The following is a 23,324-nucleotide window of genomic DNA, read 5'->3' as shown; positions in this document are numbered from 1 at the left end:
CTGGGGCGGCTGCCCATTGCTTTTCTCCCGTCGCGGGTCCCTGCCGTGCGAACCCCCCATTCTGATGACGCGCCATCGGGCGCCCCCGGCGCATGAGCGCCCGTGGGTGAGGGCGGTCTGCCCCCGTGCGTCTGGGGCGTCACCCGGATGGCGGAGGCACTGAAAGTGACAGCGGCATAACCTTCGGTGATCGATGGTTGCCGTCTGCCGTGGAGGTATCACCATGCCCGCCGAGCCCCGTCACCTCCGGACCGTCGGCCCGATCGAGGTCGGGCCGGGTGATGCCCGCTACGAGGCGCTGCGTCGGGGGTTCAACCAGCGGTGGATCGCCAGCCCCGACTACGTCGTGGTGGCCGCCGGTGCCGACGACGTGGTCGCCGCGCTGAACACCTACCTCACCGGCACGGCCGACGGTGCCGTGCCGCCGCGCCGGATCACGGTCCGCTCCGGCGGGCACTGCTACGAGAACTTCGTCTGCGGTGACGACGTCGCCGTCATCATCGACGTCAGCACCATGGACGGTGTCTATTACGACGCCGAGATGGAGGCGTACTGCGTCGAGGCGGGCGCGACCAACTGGCACACCGTCACCCAGCTGTACCGCCGGTACGGTCTCACCGTGCCCGGCGGCTCGTGCTACTCCGTCGGAGCGGGCGGCCACATCTCGGGAGGTGGCTTCGGCCTGCTCTCCCGGCTGCACGGCCTCACGGTCGACCACCTGTACGCCGTGGAGGTGGTCACGGTGCGCGACCGGACGCACGCCGAGGTCACCGTGGCCCGGAAGGACTCCCCGGAGCGCGCGCTCCAGGACCTGTGGTGGGCGCACACCGGCGGCGGAGGCGGCAACTTCGGCGTGGTCACCCGCTACTGGTTCCGCGGCCTGCCCGAGCCGCCGGCCCAGGTGCTGACCAGGGCGCTGGCCTGGGACTGGGGCCTCTTCAAGGCCGACCCCCAGAAGTTCAAGGATCTGGTGCGCCGCTACGGCGAGTTCTTCGAGGCCGAGCACACCGGCGAAGGCGGCCCGGACTTCCTCCGCGACTTCGACTACCGCGATCTGTTCACGCTGCTCAAGCTGACCAACCACACCAAGGGCAAGGTCGGCCTGATCATCCAGCTCGACGGCACCCGCGACGACTCGATCGAGCGACTCAACCGCTTCCTGAACTGGATCGCACCCGAGGAGGTCTACCCGCAGACCCTCTTCGACCTGCAGATGGGCGAACACCCGCCGCTCAACGACCAGTACATCCCCACCCGGCTGTCTTGGCTCACGGCGACCCAGAACTTCAACGACTCCGGCCCGAGCCGGTGCGGGAAGTACAAGTCCGCCTACCACACGGCACATTTCACCGACCGCCAGCTCGACGTGCTCTTCGAGCACCTCACCACGGAATACAAGAACGAGGACGCCTTGCTCCAGGTCGACTCCTACGGCGGCCGGATCAACGACGTCGACCCGTTCGACACCGCCGTGCCCCAGCGCTCGTCCGTGCTGAAACTCCAGTACCAGACCTATTGGACCTGGGGAAAGGACGCCAACCGCGACGGAGCCTTCGACTACCAGGACGCCCTGGCCGACCCCGGGATCGCCGCGCCGCACCTGGCCTGGATCCGCGGCTTCTATCAGGACATGTACGCGGAGACCGGTGGCGTACCCGTGATGCCCACCCCGGAACTGCCGGAGATCCCCCACACCGACGGCTGCTACGTCAACTATCCCGACGTCGACCTCAGCGACCCCGAGTTCAATGACCCGACCGAAGGCCAGCCCTGGTACCAGTTGTACTACGGGGCCAACTACGAGCGGTTGCAGCGGGCCAAGGCGTACTGGGATCCGCGGAACGTCTTCCGGCACACGCAGTCTGTTCGCCTCCCCGGGACGAAGTGACCGGGAGTCCAGGGGGCGCCGGACGGCGGGTAAACACCGGCTGGTCCCGGCCAGTCCCGGCCAGTCCCGGCTAGTCCTCGAACAACGCCTCCTGCTCCCCCTCCGTCTTCTCCCGCATCCGCTCGTTGCGCGCGCCCACCACGACCGCCGTCGCCACCGCCGTCACCCCCAGGGCCAGCGGAACCATCCAGCCGCGATCGAACACATGGCCGGACGCGTGGTCGAGGGAGAGGCGGCCGGGGCCCGCGACGGCGAGACCGGCCGCGGCCAAGCCCAGGGTCGCCGCGTACTCGTAGCCACCCTCCTGGGCGAAGAAGCCGTTCGGCTTGTGGACCGCCGCGGCCCCGGCCATCGCGCCGGCCGCCGCCGCTCCCGCCCCAGGGGTGGCGAGGCCGAGCGCCAGCAGCGTGCCGCCGCCCGCCTCCGCAAGGCCCGCCGCCGTCGCGCTGGCCTTGCCGGGCACGTAGCCGACGGACTCCATGAACTGGCCGGTTCCCTCCAGACCGTGCCCGCCGAACCAGCCGAACAGCTTCTGCGCGCCGTGCGCGGCCAGCACCCCGCCGGTCCCCAGCCGGAGCAGCAGCAGTCCCAGATCACGTCGGTCGTAACAGGTCACGGTGACTCCCCATCGGCAGGCCATCAGCAGGCCATCAGCAGGTAAGAGGTCCCCTCCCGGGTTTCCACCGTCGCACCCTTCACACGGGCGGGCCCGTCCTGGATGCCGTTCGGGTGGCGGGTCCGGGGGAGCGGTGTGAGTCTGGCTGGCATGACGATTCAGCCCGCCAGACTCAGCGACCCGGCCGTCCGCGCCTTCGTCACCGCCGTGAACGCGCACGACCGCGACGCCTTCATGGACCTGCTGACGCCCGACGCGACCATGTCGGACGACGGCGCGGACCGTGACCTCGCCGAATGGATCGACAACGAGATCTTCTCCTCCCACGGCCACATGGACGTCGACGCCGAGTCCGACGGCGGGCATGCGCTCATCGCCCAGTACCGCAACGACACCTGGGGCGAGATGCGCACCGCCTGGCGCTTCACCGTCACACCGGACGGCCACATCGCCCGCTTCGAGACCGGGCAGGCGTAAGCGCGCCCTGCCTGAGGGCTTGTCTTCGCGTGCGCTCCAACTCCTAGCGTTCCGAGGCATGGAGACCACCACCAGGACATGGGGGCGCAGCGGCATAGAAGTGAGTGCCCTCGGATTCGGATGCTGGGCCATCGGCGGCGAGTGGCAGTCCGCGGACGGGCAGCCCCTCGGCTGGGGGAAGGTCGACGACGAGGAGTCCGTACGGGCCGTCCACCGTGCCCTCGATCTCGGCGTCACCTTCTTCGACACCGCCGACGTCTACGGCACCGGGCACAGCGAACGCGTGCTGGGCCGTGCCCTCGGCAAGCGCCGCGCCGATGTCGTCGTCGCCACCAAGTGGGGCAACGTCTTCGACGCGCCGGCCCGCACCCTCACCGGCGCCGACGACTCCCCGTCCTACGCCCGCCGTGCCCTGACCGCGTCCCTGCGTCGCCTCGGCACCGACTACGTCGACCTCTACCAGCTGCACCTCTCCGACGCGGAGCCGGAACAGGCGGCTCAACTCCGTGACGTTTGCGAGGAGTTCGTCAAGGAAGGGATCGTCCGCGCCTACGCCTGGAGCACGGACGACCCCGCCCGCGCCGCCGTCTTCGCCGAAGGGGAGCACTGCGCGGCCGTGCAGCACGCGCTCAACGTGCTGCAGGACGCGCCCGACATGCTGGCGCTGTGCGAGGAGTCGGAGCTCGCCAGCATCAACCGCAGCCCGCTCGCCATGGGGTTGCTGACCGGGAAGCGGCGCGGATCGATGGAGGCCGGGGACATCCGGAGCAGGCCGCCCGCGTGGTTGCAGGGGTTCGGGGACGGCTCCGGGGCCGATCCGGAGTGGCTCGCCCGGGTCGACGCGCTGCGGGAGGTGCTGACCGGCGACGGCCGTACGCTCGCGCAGGGGGCCCTGGCCTGGCTGTGGGCGCGCAGCCCGCGCACTGTTCCGATCCCGGGCTTCCGCTCGGTCGCCCAGGCGGAGGAGAACGCGGGGGCGATGGCGAAAGGGCCGCTCACTCCCGGGCAGTTGGCCGAGATCGACCGGCTGCTCGGGAGGTGAGCGGCCCCGACAGGGCGTAACGGCAGGGTCGGTACCGACTGCCTTACTGCCGTTGCGCGTACTGCTCGATGAGCGTGATCTGCCCGGCCTTGATCGTGGCCAGGCGCGGGGAGCGGCGGGCGATGGAGGAGTCGTGGGTGACCATGACGAACGTCAGCCCGTGCTCCGCCACAGGCCTCCAGCAGGGCCATGATGTCGTCGCGGGTGCCCTCGTCGAGGTTGCCGGTGGGCTCGTCGGCGAGCAGCACCTTCGGCTTCTTCACCAGCGCGCGGGCGATGGCGACGCTCCCTCAGTGCCTTGAGGGCCTGGGGGCACCCCCAGCTGCCGGCCGCCGGACAGCTCGGACGGGACGTGGGTCAGGCGCTCGCCGAGGCCGACCGAGCGCAGGGCCTCGGCAGCCCGCTCGCGGCGCTCGGCGGGCTTCACGCCCAGCGGGACCAGGGCCGTCTCGACGTTTTCCTGGGCGGTGAGCGTCGGGATCAGGTTGAACGCCTGGAAGATGATGCCGATCTTCTCGGCGAGCAGCCGGGTCAGCCTGGCCTCGCTGCCTGGTCGGTGACGTCGACGCCGGCCACGGAGTAGCTGTTGACGTCGAAGCCGGCGCCGCCGCCCTGCACCTGCGGCTGGCCGCTGCTGCCACCGCCGCCGGGCCCGCCCTGCTGCTGACCGCCGCTGGTGCTCTTCGCCTTGCCCTGGGTGAAGGAGCCGTCGACCTTGGTGACGTTCAGGGAGAGGGCGCCCACCGCGCCCACCGCGCCGGCCCCGCCCTTCTGCGCGGCGACCTGCGCGACCAGCGAGGACTTCAGGGCCTGACCGCCCTGCGTCATCACAGCGCGATACCGAGCGCCAGACCCATCGCGATGACCAGAGCCGCCTTCTTGCGCCGGCTCGGCTCGCGCTTGAGACAGATGCCGGACATCCCGTTCCTCGAAGGTTCTCGGCGCTCGCTGTGGGCGCTGCCACCAGCTGGGGAGGAACCTTTGAGGCGCACTGAGTAAAGGATGTGCCAGGGCTGAGAAAGTGGAGTTCTCGATCACATTTTCGCCGGGGGGCTTCGGTGTACGGTCCCCGGGTGCGTGATTGTTCCCGGCTCAGCCGGCGTGCCGTCCTTGGTCTGACCGCCGCCGCCCTTCCCCTGTCCGCAGCCACCGAGGCCTCCGCCACGACCGTGATCGGCGGCGGGCAGCTGGCCCGCAACGGGATCCAGGTGCGTGGCGCCGGCGGAGTGCCCAAGAAGCTCACCGCCCGCTCCTGGCTCGTCGCCGACGGCGAGAGCGGTGAGGTGCTCGCCTCGTTCGACGCGCACCGGCGCCTCCCGCCCGCCTCCACGCTGAAGATGCTGTTCGCGGACACCGTGCTGAAGAAGTTCGACCCCGCCCAGCGGTACAAGGTCACCGACGCGGACCTCGCCGACGTCCCGGAGGGTTCCAGCCTCGTCGGCATCAAGCCCGGCATCACCTACTCCGTCCACCAGCTGTGGCAGGGCGTGTTCCTGCGCTCCGGCAACGACGCGGTGCACGTGCTCGCGCACATGAACGGCGGCATCGCGAAGACCGTCGCCGAGATGCAGGCCAAGGCCGCGGATCTGCAGGCCCTGGACACCCATGTGGTCAGCCCCGACGGCTTCGACCACCAGGGGCAGATCTCCTCGGCGTACGACCTCACGCTGTTCGCCCGGCACGGCCTGAAGGACACCGACTTCCGTGGCTACTGCGGCACGCGGACCGCCGACTTCCCGGCGGGCGGCAAGAAGACCTTCCAGATCCAGAACACCGACCGCCTGCTGACCGGGGCGTGGGGCCTGACGACGTACGACGGTCTCATCGGCGTGAAGAACGGCTACACCAGCCACGCCGGCAACACCTTCACCGGCGCGGCCACCCGGGGCGGCCGGACCCTGCTGGTCACCGTGATGCATCCCGCCGAAGGCAGCAACGCCGTCTACGAGCAGACCGCCGCGCTGCTCGACTGGGGCTTCGGGCAAGGGCGTTCGGCGAAGGCGGTGGGCACGCTGGTCGAACCGCTCAGCGAGGGCGGGGCGAGCGCGAGCCGGGCGCCCGCGCGGAACAACGGGCAGGCGGCGGCCGGCGCTCCGGGCTCGGAGTCCGAAGGGCCATCCACCGGGCGGCTGGTGGAAGGCGCGGGGGGTACGGCGGCGCTGCTGGCGGCGGCGGGGGTCCTGGTGCTGAAGCGGCGGCGACGCAGGGCGGCCGCGGCCGCGGCTGCGGCGGCTGCGGCGTACGAGGAGGACGCGCAGACGGCGGAGCCCGGCGGCCGGCACCGGCGCTGAGCTGTGCGGCGGCTGTTCCACCGACCGGTGCGTACCCCGCGCCCTGCGCGAGGTCCACCCCCACATCCGGTCCGGTGGAACGGCCGCCGCCTTCCCCCCTCGGTGTGGCTACGGAATCCACGTGCTCCAACTGTGAAGCTCTCGTGGAGGAAAGTTGAGCATATGGCCTCGACCGGCCGCAATACCGCGGATGTTCAAATTCCGTTTGTGTAAGTAGGGTCAGCCGCGCCCGATGTACGGCATGGCCGTCGCCAGCACCGTCGCGAACTGCACGTTCGCCTCCAGCGGCAGCTCGGCCATGTGCCGCACGGTGCGCGCCACATCGGCCACGTCCATCACCGGTTCCGGAGCGACTTCCCCGTTGGCCTGGAGCGCACCCGTCTGCATCCGGGCCGTCATGTCGGTGGCCGCGTTGCCGATGTCGATCTGACCGACCGCGATGCGGTACGGCCGCCCGTCGAGGGACAGCGACTTGGTCAGGCCGGTCAGCGCGTGCTTGGTCGCGGTGTAGGCGACCGAGTGGGGGCGGGGCGTGTGTGCCGAGATGGAGCCGTTGTTGATGATCCGGCCGCCCTGCGGGTCCTGCTCCTTCATCCGCCGGTACGCCGCCTGCGCGCACAGGAACGCCCCGTTGAGGTTGGTGTCCACCACGTGCCGCCAGGCGTCGTAGGGCAGGTCCTCGACGGGCACCCCGCCGGGGCCGAACGTCCCCGCGTTGTTGAACAGCAGGTCGACCCGGCCGAACAGCTCCGCGGCCGCCGCGAACAGCGCCTCCACGTCCTCGGGCCGGGACACGTCGGTGCGCACGGCGAGTGCGGGCGCCCCGGGCGCCAGCGCCGCCGTCTCCTCCAGTGTCCCGATGTGCCGGCCGGCCAGCGCCACCGACCAGCCGGTGCGCAGCAGCTCCACGGCGACGGCCCGACCGATGCCGGAACCGGCACCGGTCACCACCGCGATCTTCGATTGCCTGTCAGTCATGGCTCCGCAGCGTAGGCGGGAAGTCCGCCATGCGGAATCAGGTGTCCGCCATACGGCTGCCGCCCGGCGGCACCGGTGGCGACGGCCCGCCCTCGTTCATGTGCGCCACGGCAATGTGTGCGAGCTGCGAACATAGAGGCCGATTCAGTACGAGAGGGAGGGACACATGCCCGAGCACGCGGCGGCACCGACACCGGAGACGGAACACGAGTCCGCCATCGCGCAGCCCGCGACCGCCGCCACCCGCCGCACCGGCCTGCTCGTCACCCTCGTCCTCGGCGGCCTCACCGCCACGCCCCCGCTCGCCATGGACATGTACCTCCCGTCCCTGCCGGAGGTCACCCGCTCCCTCGACACCCCCGCCGCCACCGTCCAGCTGACCCTCACCGCCTGCATGGCCGGCATGGCGCTCGGGCAACTGGTCGTGGGCCCGATGAGTGACCGCTGGGGCCGGCGCCGCCCGCTGCTGACCGGCCTCGCCGTCTATCTCCTCGCCACCGCCCTGTGCGCGGTGGCGCCGAACGTCGAGACCCTGATCGCCTTCCGGCTGGCGCAGGGCCTCGCGGGCGCGGCGGGCATCGTCATCGCGCGGGCCGTCGTACGCGACCTCTACGACGGCGTCGCCATGGCCCGCTTCTTCTCGACCCTGATGCTGATATCCGGGGTCGCGCCGATCGTGGCGCCGCTGATCGGCGGGCAGATCCTCAGGGTGACGGACTGGCGGGGCGTGTTCGTCGTCCTCACCGTCGTCGGGGCCGCGCTCGCCGCCGTCGTCTGGCTGCGGCTGCCCGAGACGCTGCCGCCCGCCGAACGCAACGGCGGGGGAGTGGGAGAGGCCCTGCGCGCGATGCGCGGCCTCCTCGCCGACCTGCCCTTCACCGGCTACACGCTCGCCGGCGGCTTCGCCTTCGCCGCCCTGTTCGCCTACGTCTCGGCCTCGCCCTTCGTCATCCAGGAAATCTACGGCGCCTCCCCGCAGACCTTCAGCCTGCTCTTCGGCCTCAACTCCGTCGGACTGATGATCGCCGGGCAGGTCAACGGCAAGATGCTGGTGGGCCGGGTCAGCCTGGACAAGGTGCTCGCCACCGGCCTCGCGCTGATCGTGCTCGCCGCGGCCGCCCTGCTGCTGATGACCACGGGCGTCTTCGGCGAGGTCGGCCTGGCCCCGGTCGCCGCCGCCCTGTTCGTCCTCATGTCCGCGATGGGCCTCACCCTGCCCAACGCCCAGTCCCTCGCCCTGCTGCGCACCCGGCACGCCGCCGGTTCCGCCTCCGCGCTGCTCGGCACCACCTCCTTCCTCGTCGGAGCGGTCGCCTCCCCGCTCGTCGGGGTCGCCGGAGAACACACCGCCGTGCCGATGGCGCTCGTCCAACTGGCGGGAGCACTGGTCGCGGCGGCCTGCTTCGTGGGAATGTGCCGTCCCTGGAACACACGTGCGGGGGCGGAGGGGGACCAGAACTGAGCGCACCGAGACTGCGCGCCGGCACACCCGAACGAGCCGGGCTCGACCCCACGGAACTCGGGCACCTGGCCGACGCGGTGCACGCCCTCACCACCGGAGCGCGCCCGTGGGCGGCCGGTGCCGTCGTGCTGGCCGGCCGCGGCCCCGTGATCGCCGTGGCCGAGGCCGCGGGCTGGGCGGTGCGCTACGCCTCCTACGACCCCGAGACCGACACCGGCGTCGAACTGCCGCCCGCCGCCCGGGTCCCGGCCACCGTCGACACCCCCTTCGACCTGGCCTCCCTCACCAAGCTGTTCACGTCCGTCGCCGCCGTGCAGCAGATCGAGCGCGGCACCCTCGGCATGGACGCCCGGGTCGGCGCCTACCTGCCCGAGTTCACCGCGGCCGCCGCACACGACATCACCGTGCGGCAACTGCTCACCCACACCTCCGGGCTGCGCCCCGACCTCCCGCTGTACGACTGCCCCGACGACAGGGCCCGCCTCGCCCTGCTGCGGGTCGCGGCCCCCACGTCCGAGCCCGGCCGGTACCTCTACTCGGACCTGAACATGCTCCTGCTCCAGTTCGTCCTGGAGCGGATCACCGGCCGCAGCCTCGACATCCTGATCGAGGACGGCATCACCCGCCCGCTCGGGATGACGGCGACCGCCTACGGCCCCTGCCCCGGCGCGGCCGCCACCGAGGACCAGCGGCGCCCCTGGGCCAAGGCGGACCGCGGGATGCTGCGGGGCGTGGTCCACGACGAGAACGCCTGGGCGTTCGGCGGGGTGGCGGGCCACGCGGGCCTGTTCTCCACCGCCCGCGACCTCGCCGTCTTCTGCCGGGCCCTGCTGGCGGGCGGCGCATACGGCCCCGCGCGCATCCTCGGCCCCGACTTCGTGGAACTGCTGCTGATCCCACCGGGCCTGGGCTTCGCCCTGGACCAACCCTGGTTCATGGGCGAGCTGGCGGGCAGGGGAGCGGCGGGGCATACGGGGTTCACGGGGACTTCGCTGGTCCTCGACCCGGCGACGGACACGTTCCTGGTGCTGCTGGCGAACACCGTGCATCCGCGACGCCGGGCACCGGACAGCAGGCCGAGGGCCGCGCTGGGCACCTGTCTGGCGAGGGCGGTGATCTGATCTTGACCGCGCCTTTGCAACCGACCGGGGGGTCTGGGGGCGGAGCCCCCAGCCATACAATCGGCAGGTGAACGACATCCTCCGTAGCGCTCTTGCGGAGCTGCTCGCCGGACTCCCGCCCAAGCAAGCAGCCGGAGCGGTCGAAAGGCTGATCGCCAATTACCGTGGGGAAACCCCCACCACCGCGCCGATCCTCCGCGACCGCGCCGACGTGGCCGCCTACGCCGCCTACCGCATGCCGGCCACCTTCGAGGCGGTTCGCTCGGCCCTGGAGGCGTTCGCAGAGGCCGTGCCCGACTGGACGCCCGGCAGCCATGTCGACGTCGGCGGTGGCACCGGCGCCGCCACCTGGGCCGTCACGGCGACCTGGCCCGGCGAGCGCAGCGTCACCGTGCTGGACTGGGCCGAGCCCGCGCTCGCCCTCGGCCGGGAGATCGCCGCGGCCAACCCCGCGCTGCGGGACGCCCGCTGGCAGCGGGCCCGCATCGGATCGGCGCTCACCCTCGACAGCACCGACCTCGTCACGGTGTCGTACGTCCTCAACGAACTCGCCGAGGCCGACCGTGCCGCCCTCGTCGACGCGGCCGCGGCCGCCGCGCAGACCGTCGTGATCGTGGAGGCCGGCACGCCCGCGGGCTACGCCCGCGTCATCGAGGCCCGCGACCGCCTGATCCGTGCCGGATTCCGGGTCGCCGCCCCCTGCCCGCACAGCGCCGCCTGCCCCATCGTCCCCGGCACGGACTGGTGCCACTTCTCGGCCCGGGTCAGCCGCTCCTCCCTGCACCGCCAGGTCAAGGGCGGGTCGCTGGCGTACGAGGACGAGAAGTTCAGCTACGTCGCCGCGACCCGGCTGCCCGCCGAACCGGCCCCCGCGCGGGTGGTCAGGCGCCCGCAGATCCGCAAGGGCCAGGTGCTGCTCGACCTGTGCGAGGCGGAGGGGCAACTGCGCCGTACGACGGTCACCAAGCGGCACGGAGACCTGTACAAGGCCGCCCGGGACGCCGACTGGGGGGATGCGTGGCCGCCGGACGGCGCGGAGTCCGGGGGCCCGGTGTCGTAGCGGCTTGTTAGCTTCGACCCATGGTCAAGAAGCCCGCCCCCGACACCACCCGGCGCAGCGAGAAGTCCCGCCGGGCGATCTACGCCGCAGCCCTCGCCCTGGTCGGCGAGGTCGGATACCCGAAGACCACCGTCGAGGGGATCGCCGCCCGGGCCGGGGTCGGCAAGCAGACGATCTACCGGTGGTGGGGGTCGAAGGCGGACGTCCTGCTGGAGGCGTTCCTGGACCTCGGCGAGCAGGCCGCCCAGGCGGCGGGGCAGGAGCCGTACGCGATCCCGGACACCGGCGATCTCGCCGCCGACCTCAAGGCGGTGCTGCGGGCCACGGTCGACGAACTCCTCGACCCCCGCTTCGAGGCGCCCGCCCGCGCGCTGGCCGCCGAGGGCCTGGTCAACGACCAACTGGGCCGCGAGTTCGTCACCAAGCTGCTCGAACCCCAGCTCCAGCTGTACGTCGACCGGCTGCGCTCCGCCCAGGACACCGGCGCGGTACGCCCCGACGCCGATCCACGCATCGCCCTGGAACTCTTCGTCTCCCCCCTCACCCAACGCTGGCTCCAACGCACGGCCCCGGTCTCCCACGCCTACACGGACACCCTGGTCGACTACGCCCTGTACGGCCTGGCCCCTCGCTGACTCCGCTCCCGGTGTGAGGCGTATCCAGGGCATGTCCGGCGGATCCTGCCGGAATCGCGGGGTCTGGCATGCACCAGACCCCGCTCACCTGTGCTGATGAGGCGCCGCCGCCTGGAGCCGGCCTGATCCGCCGGACAGGCCCTGGTCCGGTTTCTCCAGGTCCGGGGTATGGGCCCCCGGCGTCCAGGAAGATGGGACGATGAGGCATGCTGTCCGCACCACAGCGAGGCGAGGCGATAGATGAGCGCGAGGTTCGGCGGCCGGACGGGCCGGCAGGGCAAACTCTCCCAGTGGCTGCTCGGACGCCGCCCCAAGGAGGCCGCCGCCGACGACGGCGGCCGTGAGGCCCTGCTGCTCGCCGCCGCCGCAGCGGGACTGCCGCTGGCCCCCGCCGCGCACCCCGCCCCCGGCTACCGCTGTTCCTGCGACCGCGTGGGCTGTCCCACCCCGGCCCGGCACCCGGTGTCGTTCGCCTGGCAGACGCAGTCCACGACCGACCGCGGGCAGATCGAGCGCTGGGCCCGGCACCAGCCGGAGGCGAACTTCATCACCGCCACCGGCATGGTGCACGACGTCCTGGACGTGCCCGTTCAGGCCGGCCGGGAGGCGCTGGAGCGGCTGCTCGGCGCCGGTGTCGAGGTCGGGCCGGTCACCGAGAGCGACGACGGCCGCATGCTGTTCTTCACCCTCACCCGGGGCACCCCCGAGGACGAGGACGAGTGGTGGCCCTGCGAGCTGGACTGCCACCCCGAGACCATGGACGAGCACCCGGGGCTGCGCTGGCACTGCCGCGGCTCCTACGTCCTCGTACCGCCCGCCCGGCTGCCCGGCGACGACGACCAGCAGGTGCGCTGGGTGCGCGGCCCGGAGCATGCGCTGCCCGACCCGCTGACCCTGCTGGAGGTGCTCACGGACGCCTGCGCCCGCCACGCCGGCACCGAGCCCGCGGGCACGGCCTGGCCCCTGCGACACTGAGGACGCCCGGGCCTACGCGCCCTGCGCCGCCGTCAGGCCCTGTACCCGTCCCAGCACCGACACCGGGCCGCTCGCGGCCGGGTCCAGGGCGACCTCGTTGGAGATGAACTCCAGCGTCAGCGACTGCTTGACCTCGCCCTTGGTCAGGGCCTGCACGTCCTTGTTCGGGATCGGCACCGTGGTGCCCGGGGCCGCGGTCCGCTTCTCGTAGTGGTGCGTCGTGAAGAACACCAGCGCTCCGCCGTCCGCCGTGCGCAGCGCGAGCGGCGCATAGTCGCCGCGGGTCAGCGGCTGGTCGATGTACTGCCGCACCAGGCCCGGCTTCTTCCGCTCCTTCTCGCGGTCCGCGCGCCAGCCGCTGGTGTCGCGGCCGTCCGCGAAGGACTTCCCGCCGCGCTTCAGATAGGCCGCGTAGTCCTTGCTCAGGTCGGCGGGCCGCACGGCCAGTTGTGCGGAGCCGGTGGGCACGGCCTCGGCGAATCCGTCCGCGTCCTTCTTGAACTCCGGTACGGCACCGGGCGCGACCAGCGTCAGATATGCCACCTGCCACGGCCCGCCCAGGTCGTTGCGGGTGAACACCAGCAGCCAGCGGAAGTTGCCGCCCAGGTTGCCCTTGGCGTCGGCGACGAACCAGCGGGGCCAGCCGGCCTTCTTGAGGATGGTGAACTTCGCGTCCGTCAGCTTCAGCGGGGCGTGGTTCGCGTTGCCGCCGGGGTTGTTGGCGTGCCCGGCCTTCAGCCGGGCGGAGTCGATGTCGGCGAGGGCGCCGGTGACGTAGTCCGCGTCCAGGGAGCTGTCGTAGGCCTTGTCGGCCTTGTTGTACGCGTCCGTGAACTGTGTGAGGGCCTTGGCGGCCTCGGCGCGGGTGGTGGCGGGGAGCATCTCGCGCTCCCCGTGCACCACCACACATCCGCTCGCGGTCAACGACAAAGCGGTCAGCGAGGCCGCTATGAGCGCGTTGCGGTCACGCCTGCGGAGCCTTCGACGGCTGCGTTCCCTGGTCATGAGGTGCCTTCACCTTCCCCTTCCCGGAGGCGAACCCTACCGGGGCGAGGAAGATCGCGAGTGTCGGGATCAGGTACAGCAGCCACACCGTGACCTGGACCACGGTCGGGTCGGGCTGGAAGTTGAACACGCCCTTCAGCAGCGTGCCGTACCAGCTGTCCGGCTCGATCGTGTCGCTGATGTCGAAGGCCAGCTTCCGGATGCCCGGGATCCAGTTGGCCTCCTGCAGGTCGTGGAAGCCGTACGCGAGGACGCCCGCCGCGACCACGACCAGCATGCCGCCGGTCCAGGTGAAGAACTTGGCCAGGTTGATCTTCAGGGCGCCCCGGTAGAACAGCCAGCCGAGGAAGACGGCCGTGGCGAGGCCCAGCGCCACGCCGATCAGCGGGCGCGGGGTGCCGTCGCTCGCCGCGTGCACCGAGGCCCACACGAACAGGGCGGTCTCCAGGCCCTCCCGGCCCACGGCCAGGAACGCCGTGGCCACCAGCGCGCCCGTGCCCATCGCCAGGGCCGCGTCCAGCTTGCCGTGCAGCTCCGACCTCAGGTGCCGGGCGGTGCGCCGCATCCAGAACACCATCCAGGTCACCAGGCCGACCGCGATGACCGACAGGGAGCCGCCGAGCGCCTCCTGCGCCTCGAACGTCAGCTCCTGCGAGCCGAACTCGAGCGCGCAGCCGAAGCCCATGGCGATGGCGACCGCGATGCCGATGCCGATCCAGATCGGCTTCAGGGCGTCCCTGCGGTCCGTCTTGACCAGGTAGGCGATCAGGATGCAGACGACGAGCGACGCCTCCAGACCCTCGCGCAGGCCGATCAGGTAGTTGGAGAACACGGGCTACGCCTCCTTCGAGAACAGCGTCCGGCCCCACCAGTCGTCCTTGTCCCGGACGCCGGGCGGCACCGCGAAGACCGCCGAACCCACGTGCTGGATGTACTCGTTGAGCGCGTCCTTCGCCGACAGCTGCCGCTGCAGCGGGATGAACCCCTTGCGCACGTCACGCTGGTAGGCCAGGAAGAACAGGCCCGCGTCGAGGCGGCCGAGGCCGTCCGTGCCGTCCGTGAAGGAGTAGCCACGGCGCAGGATCGTGATCCCGCTGTTGGAGTCGGGGTGCGCCAGGCGCACATGCGCGTCCGGCTTCATCGCCTTCAGGAACGGCTTGTCGTGCTCCTTGGCCTTGCCGACCGGGGCGCCCTCGCCCTTGTCCCGGCCGAACACGTCCTCCTGCTCCTGGAGCGAGGTCCGGTCCCAGGTCTCGATGTTCATCCGGATGCGGCGGGCGACGAGGTACGACCCGCCGGTCATCCACTTCGTGCCGTCACCGTCGCCGACCCACACGAACTTCTTCAGCCGGTCCGTCTCGGTGCCCGCGATGTTGCGGGTGCCGTCCTTGAACCCCATGAGGTTGCGGGGCGTCTGGGCGTCCGGGGTCGTGGACGAGGTCTTGCCGAAGCCGAGCTGGGACCAGCGGATGGCGACCTTGCCGAAGCCGATGCGGGCCAGGTTGCGGATGGCGTGCACGGCCACCTGCGGGTCGTCCGCGCAGGCCTGGATGCACAGGTCGCCGCCGGTACGCGTCTGGTCCAGGTTGTCGCCGGCGAACTTGGGCAGGTCGACCAGCGCCTCCGGCCGCCTGTCGGACAGCCCGAACTTCTCGAAGAACGACGGCCCGAACCCGATGGTGAGCGTCAGCCGCGAGGGCTTCAGCCCCAGCGCCTCACCGGTGTCGTCCGGCGGCGCCTCGGCGAGCCCGCCGTACGCGCCCTCGCCGACCGCCTTCCCGGCGGTCATCCGGCGCGCGGCCGCCGTCCAGTCCTTCAGAAGCTGCACGAACTCGGCGCGGTCGTCCGTCTTCACGTCGAACGCGGCGAAGTGCAGCCGGTCCTGCACGGCGGTGGCGATGCCGGCCTGGTGGGCGCCGTGGAACTCCACCGCGCCGCCCGCCTCGGCGGCCGCCGGATCCACGTCGTTGCCCGCCTTGGCCGCCGCCACCGCACCGCCGGCCGCGGCGGCACCGAGCGCGAGCCCGGCGCCGCCCCAGCCGATCAGCGCGCGGCGGGAGGGGGAGGAGCTGTCCTTGGTCTCGGTCATGCCCGTCTCCTACTTCACAACCGCGGCGGCGAGCTTGGACAGCGGCTCCGCGAGGGCGTTGACCGCGTCCGACAGCTCCTTGCGCTGGCCCTTGGTGACCTTGTCGTACGAGATGAAGTCGTACGAGTTCTTGTCGGAGCGGTACTTGTCGAGCAGCGTGTTCAGCCCGGCGAACTGCTTGTCCAGCTCGGTGGTCAGCGCGGAGTCGTTCTTCGACGCGACCGGCTTCAGCAGCTCGTACGCCTTCTGCGCGCCCTCGACGTTGCCCTTGAAGTCGGACAGGTCGGTGTGCGAGTAGCGGTCCTCCTCGCCGGTGACCTTGCCGGTGGCGACCTCGTCCAGCAGCTCCTTGGCACCGTTGGCCATGGAGGTCGGGGTGATCTCGGCCTTGCCGACCCGCTTCTGCCAGTCCTTCAGGTCGGTCACCAGCTGGTCGGCGAGGGTCTTCTCCTCGTCACCGACCTTCTTGTCCTCCCAGAGGGCCTTCTCCAGGCGGTGCCAGCCGGTCCACTTCTGCCCGGCCACCAGGCCGTCGGCGCGCGTGTCGGTCTTGGGGTCGATGTCACCGAAGGACTCGGCGATCGGCTCGGTGCGCTCCCAGCCGAGGCGCGAGGGGGCGTACGCCTTCTTGGCGGCCTCCATGTCGCCGTCCTTGACCGCCTTCACGAAGGTCTCGACGAGCGGCAGCGTGGCGTCGGCCTGCTCCTGGGCGTACTCGCGGTAGTCGGCGACGGCCTTGTCCAGCCGCGGGTCGCGCTGGGCGACCTTGCCGGAGCCGGTGACGGTGAGCTTCTGTCGCACGCCGTGGCCCTTCATGCCAGGACGGCAGGCGATCTCGTACGAACCAGCCTTCACCTCGGCGGTCAGCGTGTACTTCGTACCCGGCCCGATGTTCTCCTTCTCGGAGACGATCCGGTCGTCCGGGAACACGATCTCGACCTCGGTGGCCTTCGAACCCTTGTTCTCGATCTTCAGCGTGACGTGGCCGGCCGGAACCGACTTGGTGGACGTCTCGCACTTCGAGTCGGCGGCGGTCACCTGGATGGCGTCGCCGTCCTTGGCATCGCTCTTCGCCGTGCAGGCCGTGATGGCGGTCAGAGCGGCCACGGTGGCGGCGGCGGTGACGGTACGTCGGACGGCTCGCATGCAGGCTCCAAGCGGGAGACGGTTCGGTGAGGCTGGCCTAACTTACATGAGGCTTACCTCACCCATACCCGTCCGGGTCGCGATTCAGCTCTCACGGAAATCTCACAGGCACGGCTTGATCTCGACGGCTCAAATCAGACCCCAAGAGGTGGTAAAGGGAAGGTCAAGGGGCGCAGGTCGGTGGAGGGCCGCGGCCGGTGGGCCGTCGGCCGCGACATGACCGGCGCACAGGAGCGCGGCCCGGTGCGCGCAGGCGGCGGCGAGCGCGAGGTGGTGCCGCACCACGACCGCCGCGTCACCGGCGTGCGCCCTGTGCGGGGGCGTAATCCCGTTGCCGAGTGAGGGTGCAGCTCCCGGACAATGTCCCGCATGACCAGCGCACCCAGGGAACTGCTCGGGCCGCACCGCCTGGTCCTGGACGTCCGGGACCGCCCGGGTCCCGCCCCGCTGCGCTTCGAGCGGGCGGACGGTGGCCGACTGCTGCTGCGGCAGGAGGAACGGCCGCTGTTGCTCGGCCGGCCGGTGGGCGGCCCCTGCTGCCCCGACCTGTATGTGCACCGCCTCGACGGCCATCGCTCACCGTTGCCGCCCCTGAGCGCGGCCATGCTGCGGTCGTCCGTCAACTGGCCGCATCAGTACGCGCGTTGGCTCGACGAGGCAGACGGAACTCCGCTGCACGACGGGCGCTGGGAGCTGTCCCTGCGCACCACGTTCCAGCCCGGCATCTGGACCGAGGACTTCCTGCGGGAGTGGCCGGGCGGCCGCCTGGAGCTGTACTGCGGCGGCGGCTGGCACGGCGTCGTACCGCTGCGCCCGCTCTCGCCGCCGGACGCCGGGCGCGTGAAGGCGTACCGCAAGCACGTCCGCGAGGGCACGCTCGCGCCCGTCCTGGTGTGGTGGGTGCCCTTCCTCGACGGCTGGCTCATCCTCGACGGCCACGACCGCGCAGTGGCCGCACTCGCGGAGGGGCGCACCCCGCAGTGCGTCGTCCTCACCCGGGTGTGCGACGAAGAACTCTGGCGCCGCGACGCCGAAGCCGTCACCGAAGGCCACCGGCACCACATGGAACGGCTGACGGCACGCCCCGCCACCCCCGCGACTTCACGGCAGCGGGCGGCCATGGAGCAGAACTACGGCGACGTCATGGCCGGCCTCTCGTACGACCCGTCGGACATTCGCTCCTGGCCGCTCCCCGGCGGCGCCCCCGCCTGGGACGCGCTGGCCGGCGCGGCGATGTTTCAATTCCCAAGTGACTGACTACGACGTACTCCGTGTCTTCTGCGGACCGAACGGCGGCTACGGCAACGAACTCGGCGTCGTCCGCGACGGCTCGGTGATGCCCGAGCGGAGCGACCGGCAGGCGCTGGCCGCGAAACTCGGCTTCAGCGAGACCGTGTTCGTGGACGATCCCGAGCGCGGGGTGATCGACATCTACACGCCCACCCTGCGCCTGCCCTTCGCCGGTCACCCCTGCGTCGGCACGGCCTGGCTGCTGGACGTGCCCGAACTGGTCACGCCCGCCGGGGTGGTCGGGGCCCGCCTGGACGGCGAGTTCAGCTGGATCGAGGCGCGTGCGCAGTGGGCCCCGCCGCGCACCCTGCGCCAGTACCCCACCGCCGCCGAGGTCGACGCCCTGCCCGTGCCCCCGCCCGGGGAGTGGATCTACGCCTGGGCCTGGGAGGACGAGGCGGCCGGCCGGATCCGCGCCCGCGCCTTCCCCGGCCGCGACGACGGCATCGAGGAGGACGAGGCGACGGGCGCGGCGGCCCTGCTGCTCACCGACCGGCTGGGCCGCGCCCTGAACATCACGCAGGGCAGGGGCTCCCAGATCCTGACCGCACCGCAGCCGCACGGCTGGGTGGAGGTCGGCGGCCGGGTCTTCCTGGAACGCTGACCCTCGGCCGGCCCCGGTGGCTGTCCCGCTTCCGCAACGCCACCCGCCTCGCCCGGTGAGGGTCAGGCGGACAGCGGGAACTCCTCGCCCAGGGCCCGGAAGACCCCGGTGTTCAGGGCGAACGCCGCCTTGCACTCCGTCACGATCCGCTGCTTCTCCAGATCGTCGGCGGCGACCCCGTCCAGCAGTTCGCGGTAGCCCCGCTTGAACGCGGCGGGGTTGGGGATCTCCTCGAAGACGTAGAAGCGGACCCCGTCGCCCTTCCTGGCGAAGCCCCACGTCTTCTCCGCCCTGTCCCGGATGATCTGCCCGCCGGAGAGATCGCCGAGGTAGCGGGTGTAGTGGTGGGCGACATAACCGCCGGGCCAGCGCTCGGCGCACTGCCGGATCCGGTCCGCGTACGCCCGGGTCGCGGGCAGCGCGGTCAGGCCCGGCCGCCAGCCGGCGCCCCGCAGATGCGCCAGGTCCCGCTCCAGCGCGGGCAGCCGCAGCAGCTCCGGCCGGAGGAACGGCCCGGCCACCGGATCCGCGGCCAGCCGTCCGGCCGTGCTCTCCAGCGCCTCGTAGACGAACCACAGTTGCTCGGTGTACCGCGCGTACGCGGCCACGCCCAGCCGGCCGCCGAGCAGGTCGCTCATGAACGTCGAGGTCTCCGCCTCCATGTGCTGCTCGTGGGACGCGGTGCGGATGAGGGCCGAGAAGGAGTCCATGGGCAGATCCTCGTTGCCGACAAGTTGTCGGTAAAAGCGTACAAGAGAAAGCCCGCCCCCGTCAGGGAGCGGGCTCGGCGGCGATCAGGTGATCAGGCGATCAGGGGAGAGTCAGGATCTCCGCACCCGTCTCCGTCACGACCAGCGTGTGCTCGAACTGGGCCGTCCGCTTGCGGTCCTTGGTCACGACGGTCCAGCCGTCGTCCCACATGTCGTACTCGTGCGTGCCCAGCGTCAGCATCGGCTCGATCGTGAAGGTCATGCCGGGCTGCATGACCGTCGTCGCGTGCGGGCTGTCGTAGTGCGGGATGATCAGGCCGGAGTGGAACGACGAGTTGATGCCGTGCCCGGTGAAGTCGCGCACGACCCCGTAGCCGAAGCGCTTGGCGTACGACTCGATGACCCGACCGATGATGTTGATCTGCCGGCCCGGCCTGACCGCCTTGATCGCCCGATCGAGGGACTCCCGGGTCCGTTCCACCAGCAGCCGCGACTCGTCGTCCACGTCCCCGACCAGGTAGGTGGCGTTGTTGTCGCCGTGCACGCCGCCGATGTACGCCGTCACGTCCAGGTTGACGATGTCGCCGTCCCTGAGGACCGTCGAGTCCGGGATGCCGTGGCAGATGACCTCGTTGACCGAGGTGCACAGCGACTTCGGGAAACCGCGGTAGCCCAGCGTGGACGGGTAGGCGCCGTGGTCGCACATGTACGCGTGGGCGACCTTGTCCAGCTGGTCGGTGGTGACACCGGGCGCGATGATCTTCGCCGCCTCCTCCATCGCCTGCGCGGCGATACGGCCGGCGACGCGCATCGCCTCGATGGTCTCGGGGGTCTGCACCTCCGGTCCGGTGTACGGCGTCGGCGCGGGCTTGCCGACGTACTCGGGGCGGCGGATGTTTCCGGGTACCGAACGGGTGGGAGAGAGCTCCCCTGGTACGAGCAGCGACTGGCCAGACATGCAAGCGAGTCTAACCAGCGGGCATGGGGGAACATGTCGGTGGCGAGAGGAGCTGTTCATGGCCCTGTTCAAGAAGCGCACCGTCGGCAAGCCGGGCGAGTGGTACTACTGCCTGGAGCACAAGAAGGTCGAGGAGGGCCCAGACTGCCCGGGCAAGGACCGTTTCGGGCCGTACGCCTCCCGGCAGGAGGCCCAGCACGCGCTGGAGACCGCCCGGGAGCGCAATCTCGAGTGGGAGAACGACCCGCGCTGGCACGACGCCCCTGCGGAGGGCTCGGCGGACGAGGGCTGATCACGCCCGGGGCTCCGCCGCCCCGGACCCCGTTTCCCACCCGCCCACCTGTCCCGGCCGGCCGAGTCGGGTGGGCGGGCGAGTCACCAAGGGGCAGCCGGCGGGGCCGTCAAGAACTCCGCCAGCCTCGACAAACGGTCACGGAAAACCCGCCGAACCCTCGGAGAGCCCGCGTTCTCGCCCGCCGCCGCGCTCACCAGGTGCTGCACGCTGTCCAGGTCCAGCTCCGCCCCCTCGGGCACGGCCAGCGTGTCATGGGCCATCGCGGAAAGCTCACCCCCGCCCGCCCCCAGCGCCAGCACCGTCACCCCGGCCCGGCGCGCCGCATGCACCCGTTCCAGCAGCTCCGCCGGCTCCTCGGGCGCGACCACCAGCAGGGTCTCACCCCGTCGCGCCTCCTCGATCCGGCCCGGCCCTACGGACAGGTGCGCGGGATCGGCGGGGCGCGCGTGATGCCGTACGAGCGTGGGGGCCAGCTCCGGTGTGCCCGACCACGCCGCCTCGTCCACCAGGTGCGCGGCCAGATGCCAGGGCTCGTACTCGGGCGTGCCGACCAGCAGCAGCCCGCCCCGGTGCGCCACCACGGACCCGCGCAGCACCCCCGCGAACCGCCGCGTGGCCCCCAACCACTCGGTCCCGGCGAGCACTTCGCGCAACAATGCGACCCGTACGGCGTCCATGCGACCGCATCCTGCCGCAACCGGACACTCTTGACCGGTCGTTCACCCCGAATTCGCCCGACCTGGGGATGGTGACGGACCGTCCCTGCCCGTGTTCCGCCCGGTTGCGCGTCCCGTATGAGGAGCCCCTCGATGACCGACGTGTCCGTCCCCTTCCGCGCGGGCCACGAGGGGTACGCGAGCTTCCGCATCCCAGCCGTCGTAGCGACGCGTTCCCGCACGTTGCTCGCCTTCTGCGAGGGCCGGGTCGACTCCGCCGCCGACCACGGGCACATCGACATCGTGCTGAAGCGGTCCACGGACGGCGGCCGCACCTGGGGCCCGTTGCGGGTCGCCGCCCGCAACGGGAAGAACCTCGCCGGCAACCCCGCCCCGGTCGTCCTCGACACCGGCCGCATCCTGCTCGTGCACGTCCGCGCCGCGGCCGGCGCCACCGAGGACGCCATTGTGCGCGGCCAGGTCCCGGACGCCGACGGCCGGCGGGTGTGGGTGCAGCACAGCGACGACGACGGGGCGACCTGGTCCACACCGAGGGAGATCACCCAGCAGGTGAAGAAGCCCGGCTGGCGCTGGTACGCCACCACCCCCGGCCACGCCCTCCAGCTCGACTCCGGCCGCGTCCTCGTACCCGGCAACCACACCCTGCCGCCCACCGGCACCGACACCGGCGCCGAGGCCAGGTACAACGGCGGCCACTGCCTGCTCAGCGACGACCGCGGCGAGACCTGGCATCTCGGCTGCCTCGACGACAACACCGACGGCTACGTCAACGTCAACGAGACCACCGCCGCCGAACTCTCCGACGGCCGCGTCTACTTCAACGCCCGCAACGACTCTCCCGCACCCGGCAACCGCGCCGACGCCCACTCCGAGGACGGCGGAAAGACCCTGGTCAAGCCCTTCCGCCCGCAGGCCGGGCTGACCACCCCGATCTGCGAAGCATCCGTCCTCCAGCTCCGCGACCCCGACCTGCTCCTCTTCTCCGCCCCGGCCGACCCCGCCGCCCGCGCCCTGATGACCATCCGCGCCTCCGGCGACGGCGGCACCACCTGGCGCCCGGCCTTCACCGTCGACGGACTGCCCGCCGCCTACTCCGACCTGGTCCGCATCGACCGGGGCACCGTCGGACTCCTCTACGAGACCGGGGACTTCGGCGCCTACGAGACGATCACCTTCCGCCGGGTGCCCGTGACGCGGCTCACCTGACCCGGTGCCGCCGGCGCCACGGACGTAGAGTCGGCCCATGACCTCTACCGACAGCGCACAGACTCCCGCGAAGGCCCCCGCCAAGGACCCCTGGGACCTGCCCGACGTCTCCGGGCTGGTCGTCGGCGTGCTCGGCGGCACCGGCCCGCAGGGCAAGGGCCTCGCCTACCGGCTCGCCCGGGCCGGCCAGAAGGTGATCATCGGCTCGCGGGCCGCCGAGCGCGCGCAGGCCGCCGCCGAGGAGCTGGGGTACGGCGTGGAGGGCGCCGACAACGCCGAGACCGCGCGCCGCAGCGACATCGTGATCGTCGCCGTACCGTGGGAGGGCCACGGCAAGACGCTGGAGTCCCTGCGCGCGGAGCTGGCCGGCAAGCTCGTCGTCGACTGCGTGAACCCGCTCGGCTTCGACAAGCAGGGCGCCTACGCGCTGAAGCCGGAGGAGGGCAGCGCCGCCCAGCAGGCCGCCGCCCTGCTGCCCGACTCCCGGGTCACCGCCGCCTTCCACCACCTGTCGGCCGTACTGCTCCAGGACCCGGAGATCGAGGAGATCGACACCGATGTGATGGTGCTCGGCGAGGGGCGCGCCGACGTGGAGACGGTCCAGGCGCTGGCCGGGCGCATCCCCGGCATGCGCGGCGTCTTCGCCGGCCGGCTGCGCAACGCCCACCAGGTCGAGTCGCTCGTCGCGAACCTGATCTCCGTCAACCGCCGGTACAAGGCACACGCCGGGCTCCGCGTCACCGACGTATGAGCTCATGAGGCCATGGGGGACACTGGTCGTCGTAGCAGTGTCCCCCGC

23 protein-coding genes and 1 pseudogene are annotated in these 23,324 nt (G+C 71.6%); 14 read left to right on the top strand and 10 right to left on the bottom strand.

Features of this window, described 5'->3' with window-relative positions; translation table 11 throughout:
* The first annotated feature begins 223 nt into the window (after positions 1–223).
* Entirely contained in the window at positions 224–1,888 is a 1,665-nt protein-coding gene (locus AQI88_RS06470) for an FAD-binding oxidoreductase (protein ID WP_066993227.1), read from the top strand.
* Positions 1,889–1,958: 70 nt separating this feature from the next.
* On the opposite strand, the gene AQI88_RS06465 is transcribed toward AQI88_RS06470, so the two are convergent.
* A complete protein-coding gene (locus AQI88_RS06465; protein WP_066993224.1) occupies positions 1,959–2,504 on the bottom strand; it encodes a DoxX family membrane protein in 546 nt (181 codons plus the stop codon).
* A gap of 150 nt (positions 2,505–2,654) precedes the next feature.
* Here AQI88_RS06465 and AQI88_RS06460 point away from each other — a divergent pair, with 150 nt between their 5' ends.
* Together AQI88_RS06460 and AQI88_RS06455 are read left to right on the top strand one after the other, a co-directional pair.
* Positions 2,655–2,981, top strand: coding sequence for a nuclear transport factor 2-like protein (locus tag AQI88_RS06460; RefSeq protein WP_066993221.1), 327 nt, complete (start codon positions 2,655–2,657; stop codon positions 2,979–2,981).
* A gap of 58 nt (positions 2,982–3,039) precedes the next feature.
* Complete coding sequence (locus AQI88_RS06455; RefSeq protein ID WP_079057418.1) at positions 3,040–4,023, top strand: aldo/keto reductase; 984 nt, start codon at positions 3,040–3,042, stop codon at positions 4,021–4,023.
* A gap of 43 nt (positions 4,024–4,066) precedes the next feature.
* On the opposite strand, the pseudogene AQI88_RS06450 reads toward AQI88_RS06455, so the two are convergent.
* Positions 4,067–4,767: pseudogene (locus tag AQI88_RS06450) on the bottom strand (ABC transporter ATP-binding protein).
* 329 nt (positions 4,768–5,096) lie between these two features.
* On the opposite strand from AQI88_RS06450, the gene AQI88_RS06445 reads away from it, so the two are divergent.
* Positions 5,097–6,314 carry a D-alanyl-D-alanine carboxypeptidase family protein gene (locus tag AQI88_RS06445; RefSeq protein ID WP_244184051.1) on the top strand — a complete coding sequence of 406 codons (1,218 nt, stop codon included), beginning with the start codon at positions 5,097–5,099 and terminating at the stop codon, positions 6,312–6,314.
* Between the two features lie 219 nt (positions 6,315–6,533).
* On the opposite strand, the gene AQI88_RS06440 is transcribed toward AQI88_RS06445, so the two are convergent.
* On the bottom strand, positions 6,534–7,292 hold the full coding sequence (locus AQI88_RS06440) for an SDR family oxidoreductase (RefSeq protein ID WP_066993216.1): 759 nt from the start codon (positions 7,290–7,292) through the stop codon (positions 6,534–6,536).
* A gap of 166 nt (positions 7,293–7,458) precedes the next feature.
* Between AQI88_RS06440 and AQI88_RS06435 the strand changes: the two genes are divergently transcribed.
* From AQI88_RS06435 to AQI88_RS06415, 5 genes are all read left to right on the top strand, one after another.
* A complete protein-coding gene (locus AQI88_RS06435) occupies positions 7,459–8,754 on the top strand; it encodes a multidrug effflux MFS transporter (RefSeq protein WP_066993213.1) in 1,296 nt (431 codons plus the stop codon).
* Positions 8,706–9,875: a serine hydrolase domain-containing protein gene (locus tag AQI88_RS06430; RefSeq protein ID WP_208615726.1), complete on the top strand. Its 1,170-nt coding sequence runs from the start codon at positions 8,706–8,708 to the stop codon at positions 9,873–9,875. Before AQI88_RS06435 ends, AQI88_RS06430 begins: the two co-directional genes overlap by 49 nt.
* Positions 9,876–9,942: 67 nt before the next feature.
* Complete coding sequence (locus AQI88_RS06425; RefSeq protein WP_066993207.1) at positions 9,943–10,935, top strand: small ribosomal subunit Rsm22 family protein; 993 nt, start codon at positions 9,943–9,945, stop codon at positions 10,933–10,935.
* A 20-nt stretch (positions 10,936–10,955) separates the two neighbouring features.
* Entirely contained in the window at positions 10,956–11,570 is a 615-nt protein-coding gene (locus AQI88_RS06420) for a TetR/AcrR family transcriptional regulator (protein ID WP_066993204.1), read from the top strand.
* A 240-nt stretch (positions 11,571–11,810) separates the two neighbouring features.
* Positions 11,811–12,545, top strand: a complete 735-nt coding sequence (locus tag AQI88_RS06415) for a bifunctional DNA primase/polymerase (protein ID WP_066993201.1) — start codon at positions 11,811–11,813, stop codon at positions 12,543–12,545.
* A gap of 12 nt (positions 12,546–12,557) precedes the next feature.
* Here the strand turns inward: AQI88_RS06415 and AQI88_RS06410 are convergent, their stop codons facing one another.
* Genes AQI88_RS06410 through efeO form a run of 4 tightly spaced genes read right to left on the bottom strand, consistent with a single transcriptional unit; the run spans position 12,558 to position 16,785 of the window.
* Positions 12,558–13,550 (bottom strand): SCO2278 family lipoprotein, encoded by a 993-nt coding sequence (locus AQI88_RS06410; protein ID WP_066993198.1) that lies wholly within the window; start codon positions 13,548–13,550, stop codon positions 12,558–12,560.
* Positions 13,510–14,382 carry an iron uptake transporter permease EfeU gene (efeU, locus tag AQI88_RS06405; protein WP_066993195.1) on the bottom strand — a complete coding sequence of 291 codons (873 nt, stop codon included), beginning with the start codon at positions 14,380–14,382 and terminating at the stop codon, positions 13,510–13,512. Before efeU ends, AQI88_RS06410 begins: the two co-directional genes overlap by 41 nt.
* A gap of 3 nt (positions 14,383–14,385) precedes the next feature.
* Positions 14,386–15,639 (bottom strand): iron uptake transporter deferrochelatase/peroxidase subunit, encoded by a 1,254-nt coding sequence (efeB, locus tag AQI88_RS06400; RefSeq protein ID WP_066993193.1) that lies wholly within the window; start codon positions 15,637–15,639, stop codon positions 14,386–14,388.
* A 9-nt stretch (positions 15,640–15,648) separates the two neighbouring features.
* The gene (efeO, locus tag AQI88_RS06395; RefSeq protein WP_066993189.1) at positions 15,649–16,785 is read right to left on the bottom strand and encodes an iron uptake system protein EfeO; all 1,137 of its coding nucleotides are present in this window, start codon (positions 16,783–16,785) and stop codon (positions 15,649–15,651) included.
* A 369-nt stretch (positions 16,786–17,154) separates the two neighbouring features.
* On the opposite strand from efeO, the gene AQI88_RS06390 reads away from it, so the two are divergent.
* Both AQI88_RS06390 and AQI88_RS06385 read left to right on the top strand, forming a co-directional pair.
* Entirely contained in the window at positions 17,155–18,042 is an 888-nt protein-coding gene (locus AQI88_RS06390) for a hypothetical protein (RefSeq protein WP_066993748.1), read from the top strand.
* The gene (locus AQI88_RS06385; protein WP_066993186.1) at positions 18,035–18,679 is read left to right on the top strand and encodes a PhzF family phenazine biosynthesis protein; all 645 of its coding nucleotides are present in this window, start codon (positions 18,035–18,037) and stop codon (positions 18,677–18,679) included. The genes AQI88_RS06390 and AQI88_RS06385 overlap by 8 nt, the downstream gene beginning before the upstream one ends.
* A 62-nt stretch (positions 18,680–18,741) precedes the next feature.
* Here AQI88_RS06385 and AQI88_RS06380 read toward each other — a convergent pair whose 3' ends face one another.
* On the bottom strand, positions 18,742–19,389 hold the full coding sequence (locus AQI88_RS06380; RefSeq protein WP_066993183.1) for a biliverdin-producing heme oxygenase: 648 nt from the start codon (positions 19,387–19,389) through the stop codon (positions 18,742–18,744).
* A 100-nt stretch (positions 19,390–19,489) separates the two neighbouring features.
* Positions 19,490–20,347, bottom strand: a complete 858-nt coding sequence (gene map / locus AQI88_RS06375; protein WP_066993180.1) for a type I methionyl aminopeptidase — start codon at positions 20,345–20,347, stop codon at positions 19,490–19,492.
* Positions 20,348–20,405: 58 nt separating this feature from the next.
* Here map and AQI88_RS06370 point away from each other — a divergent pair, with 58 nt between their 5' ends.
* Positions 20,406–20,639 (top strand): hypothetical protein, encoded by a 234-nt coding sequence (locus AQI88_RS06370; RefSeq protein WP_066993178.1) that lies wholly within the window; start codon positions 20,406–20,408, stop codon positions 20,637–20,639.
* Positions 20,640–20,722: 83 nt separating this feature from the next.
* Here AQI88_RS06370 and AQI88_RS06365 read toward each other — a convergent pair whose 3' ends face one another.
* Positions 20,723–21,319, bottom strand: a complete 597-nt coding sequence (locus tag AQI88_RS06365) for a hypothetical protein (RefSeq protein WP_066993176.1) — start codon at positions 21,317–21,319, stop codon at positions 20,723–20,725.
* A gap of 132 nt (positions 21,320–21,451) precedes the next feature.
* Here AQI88_RS06365 and AQI88_RS06360 point away from each other — a divergent pair, with 132 nt between their 5' ends.
* Together AQI88_RS06360 and npdG are read left to right on the top strand one after the other, a co-directional pair.
* Positions 21,452–22,525 carry a sialidase family protein gene (locus AQI88_RS06360; RefSeq protein WP_079057416.1) on the top strand — a complete coding sequence of 358 codons (1,074 nt, stop codon included), beginning with the start codon at positions 21,452–21,454 and terminating at the stop codon, positions 22,523–22,525.
* Positions 22,526–22,562: 37 nt separating this feature from the next.
* Complete coding sequence (gene npdG, locus AQI88_RS06355) at positions 22,563–23,276, top strand: NADPH-dependent F420 reductase (RefSeq protein ID WP_066993170.1); 714 nt, start codon at positions 22,563–22,565, stop codon at positions 23,274–23,276.
* Positions 23,277–23,324 lie beyond the last annotated feature (48 nt).

Origin of the sequence: Streptomyces cellostaticus (genome assembly GCF_001513965.1) — a bacterium.
Classification (GTDB): domain Bacteria; phylum Actinomycetota; class Actinomycetes; order Streptomycetales; family Streptomycetaceae; genus Streptomyces; species Streptomyces cellostaticus.
Note: the sequence above shows the minus strand (reverse complement) of the source record. Positions and strands in the feature narration are given on the sequence as shown.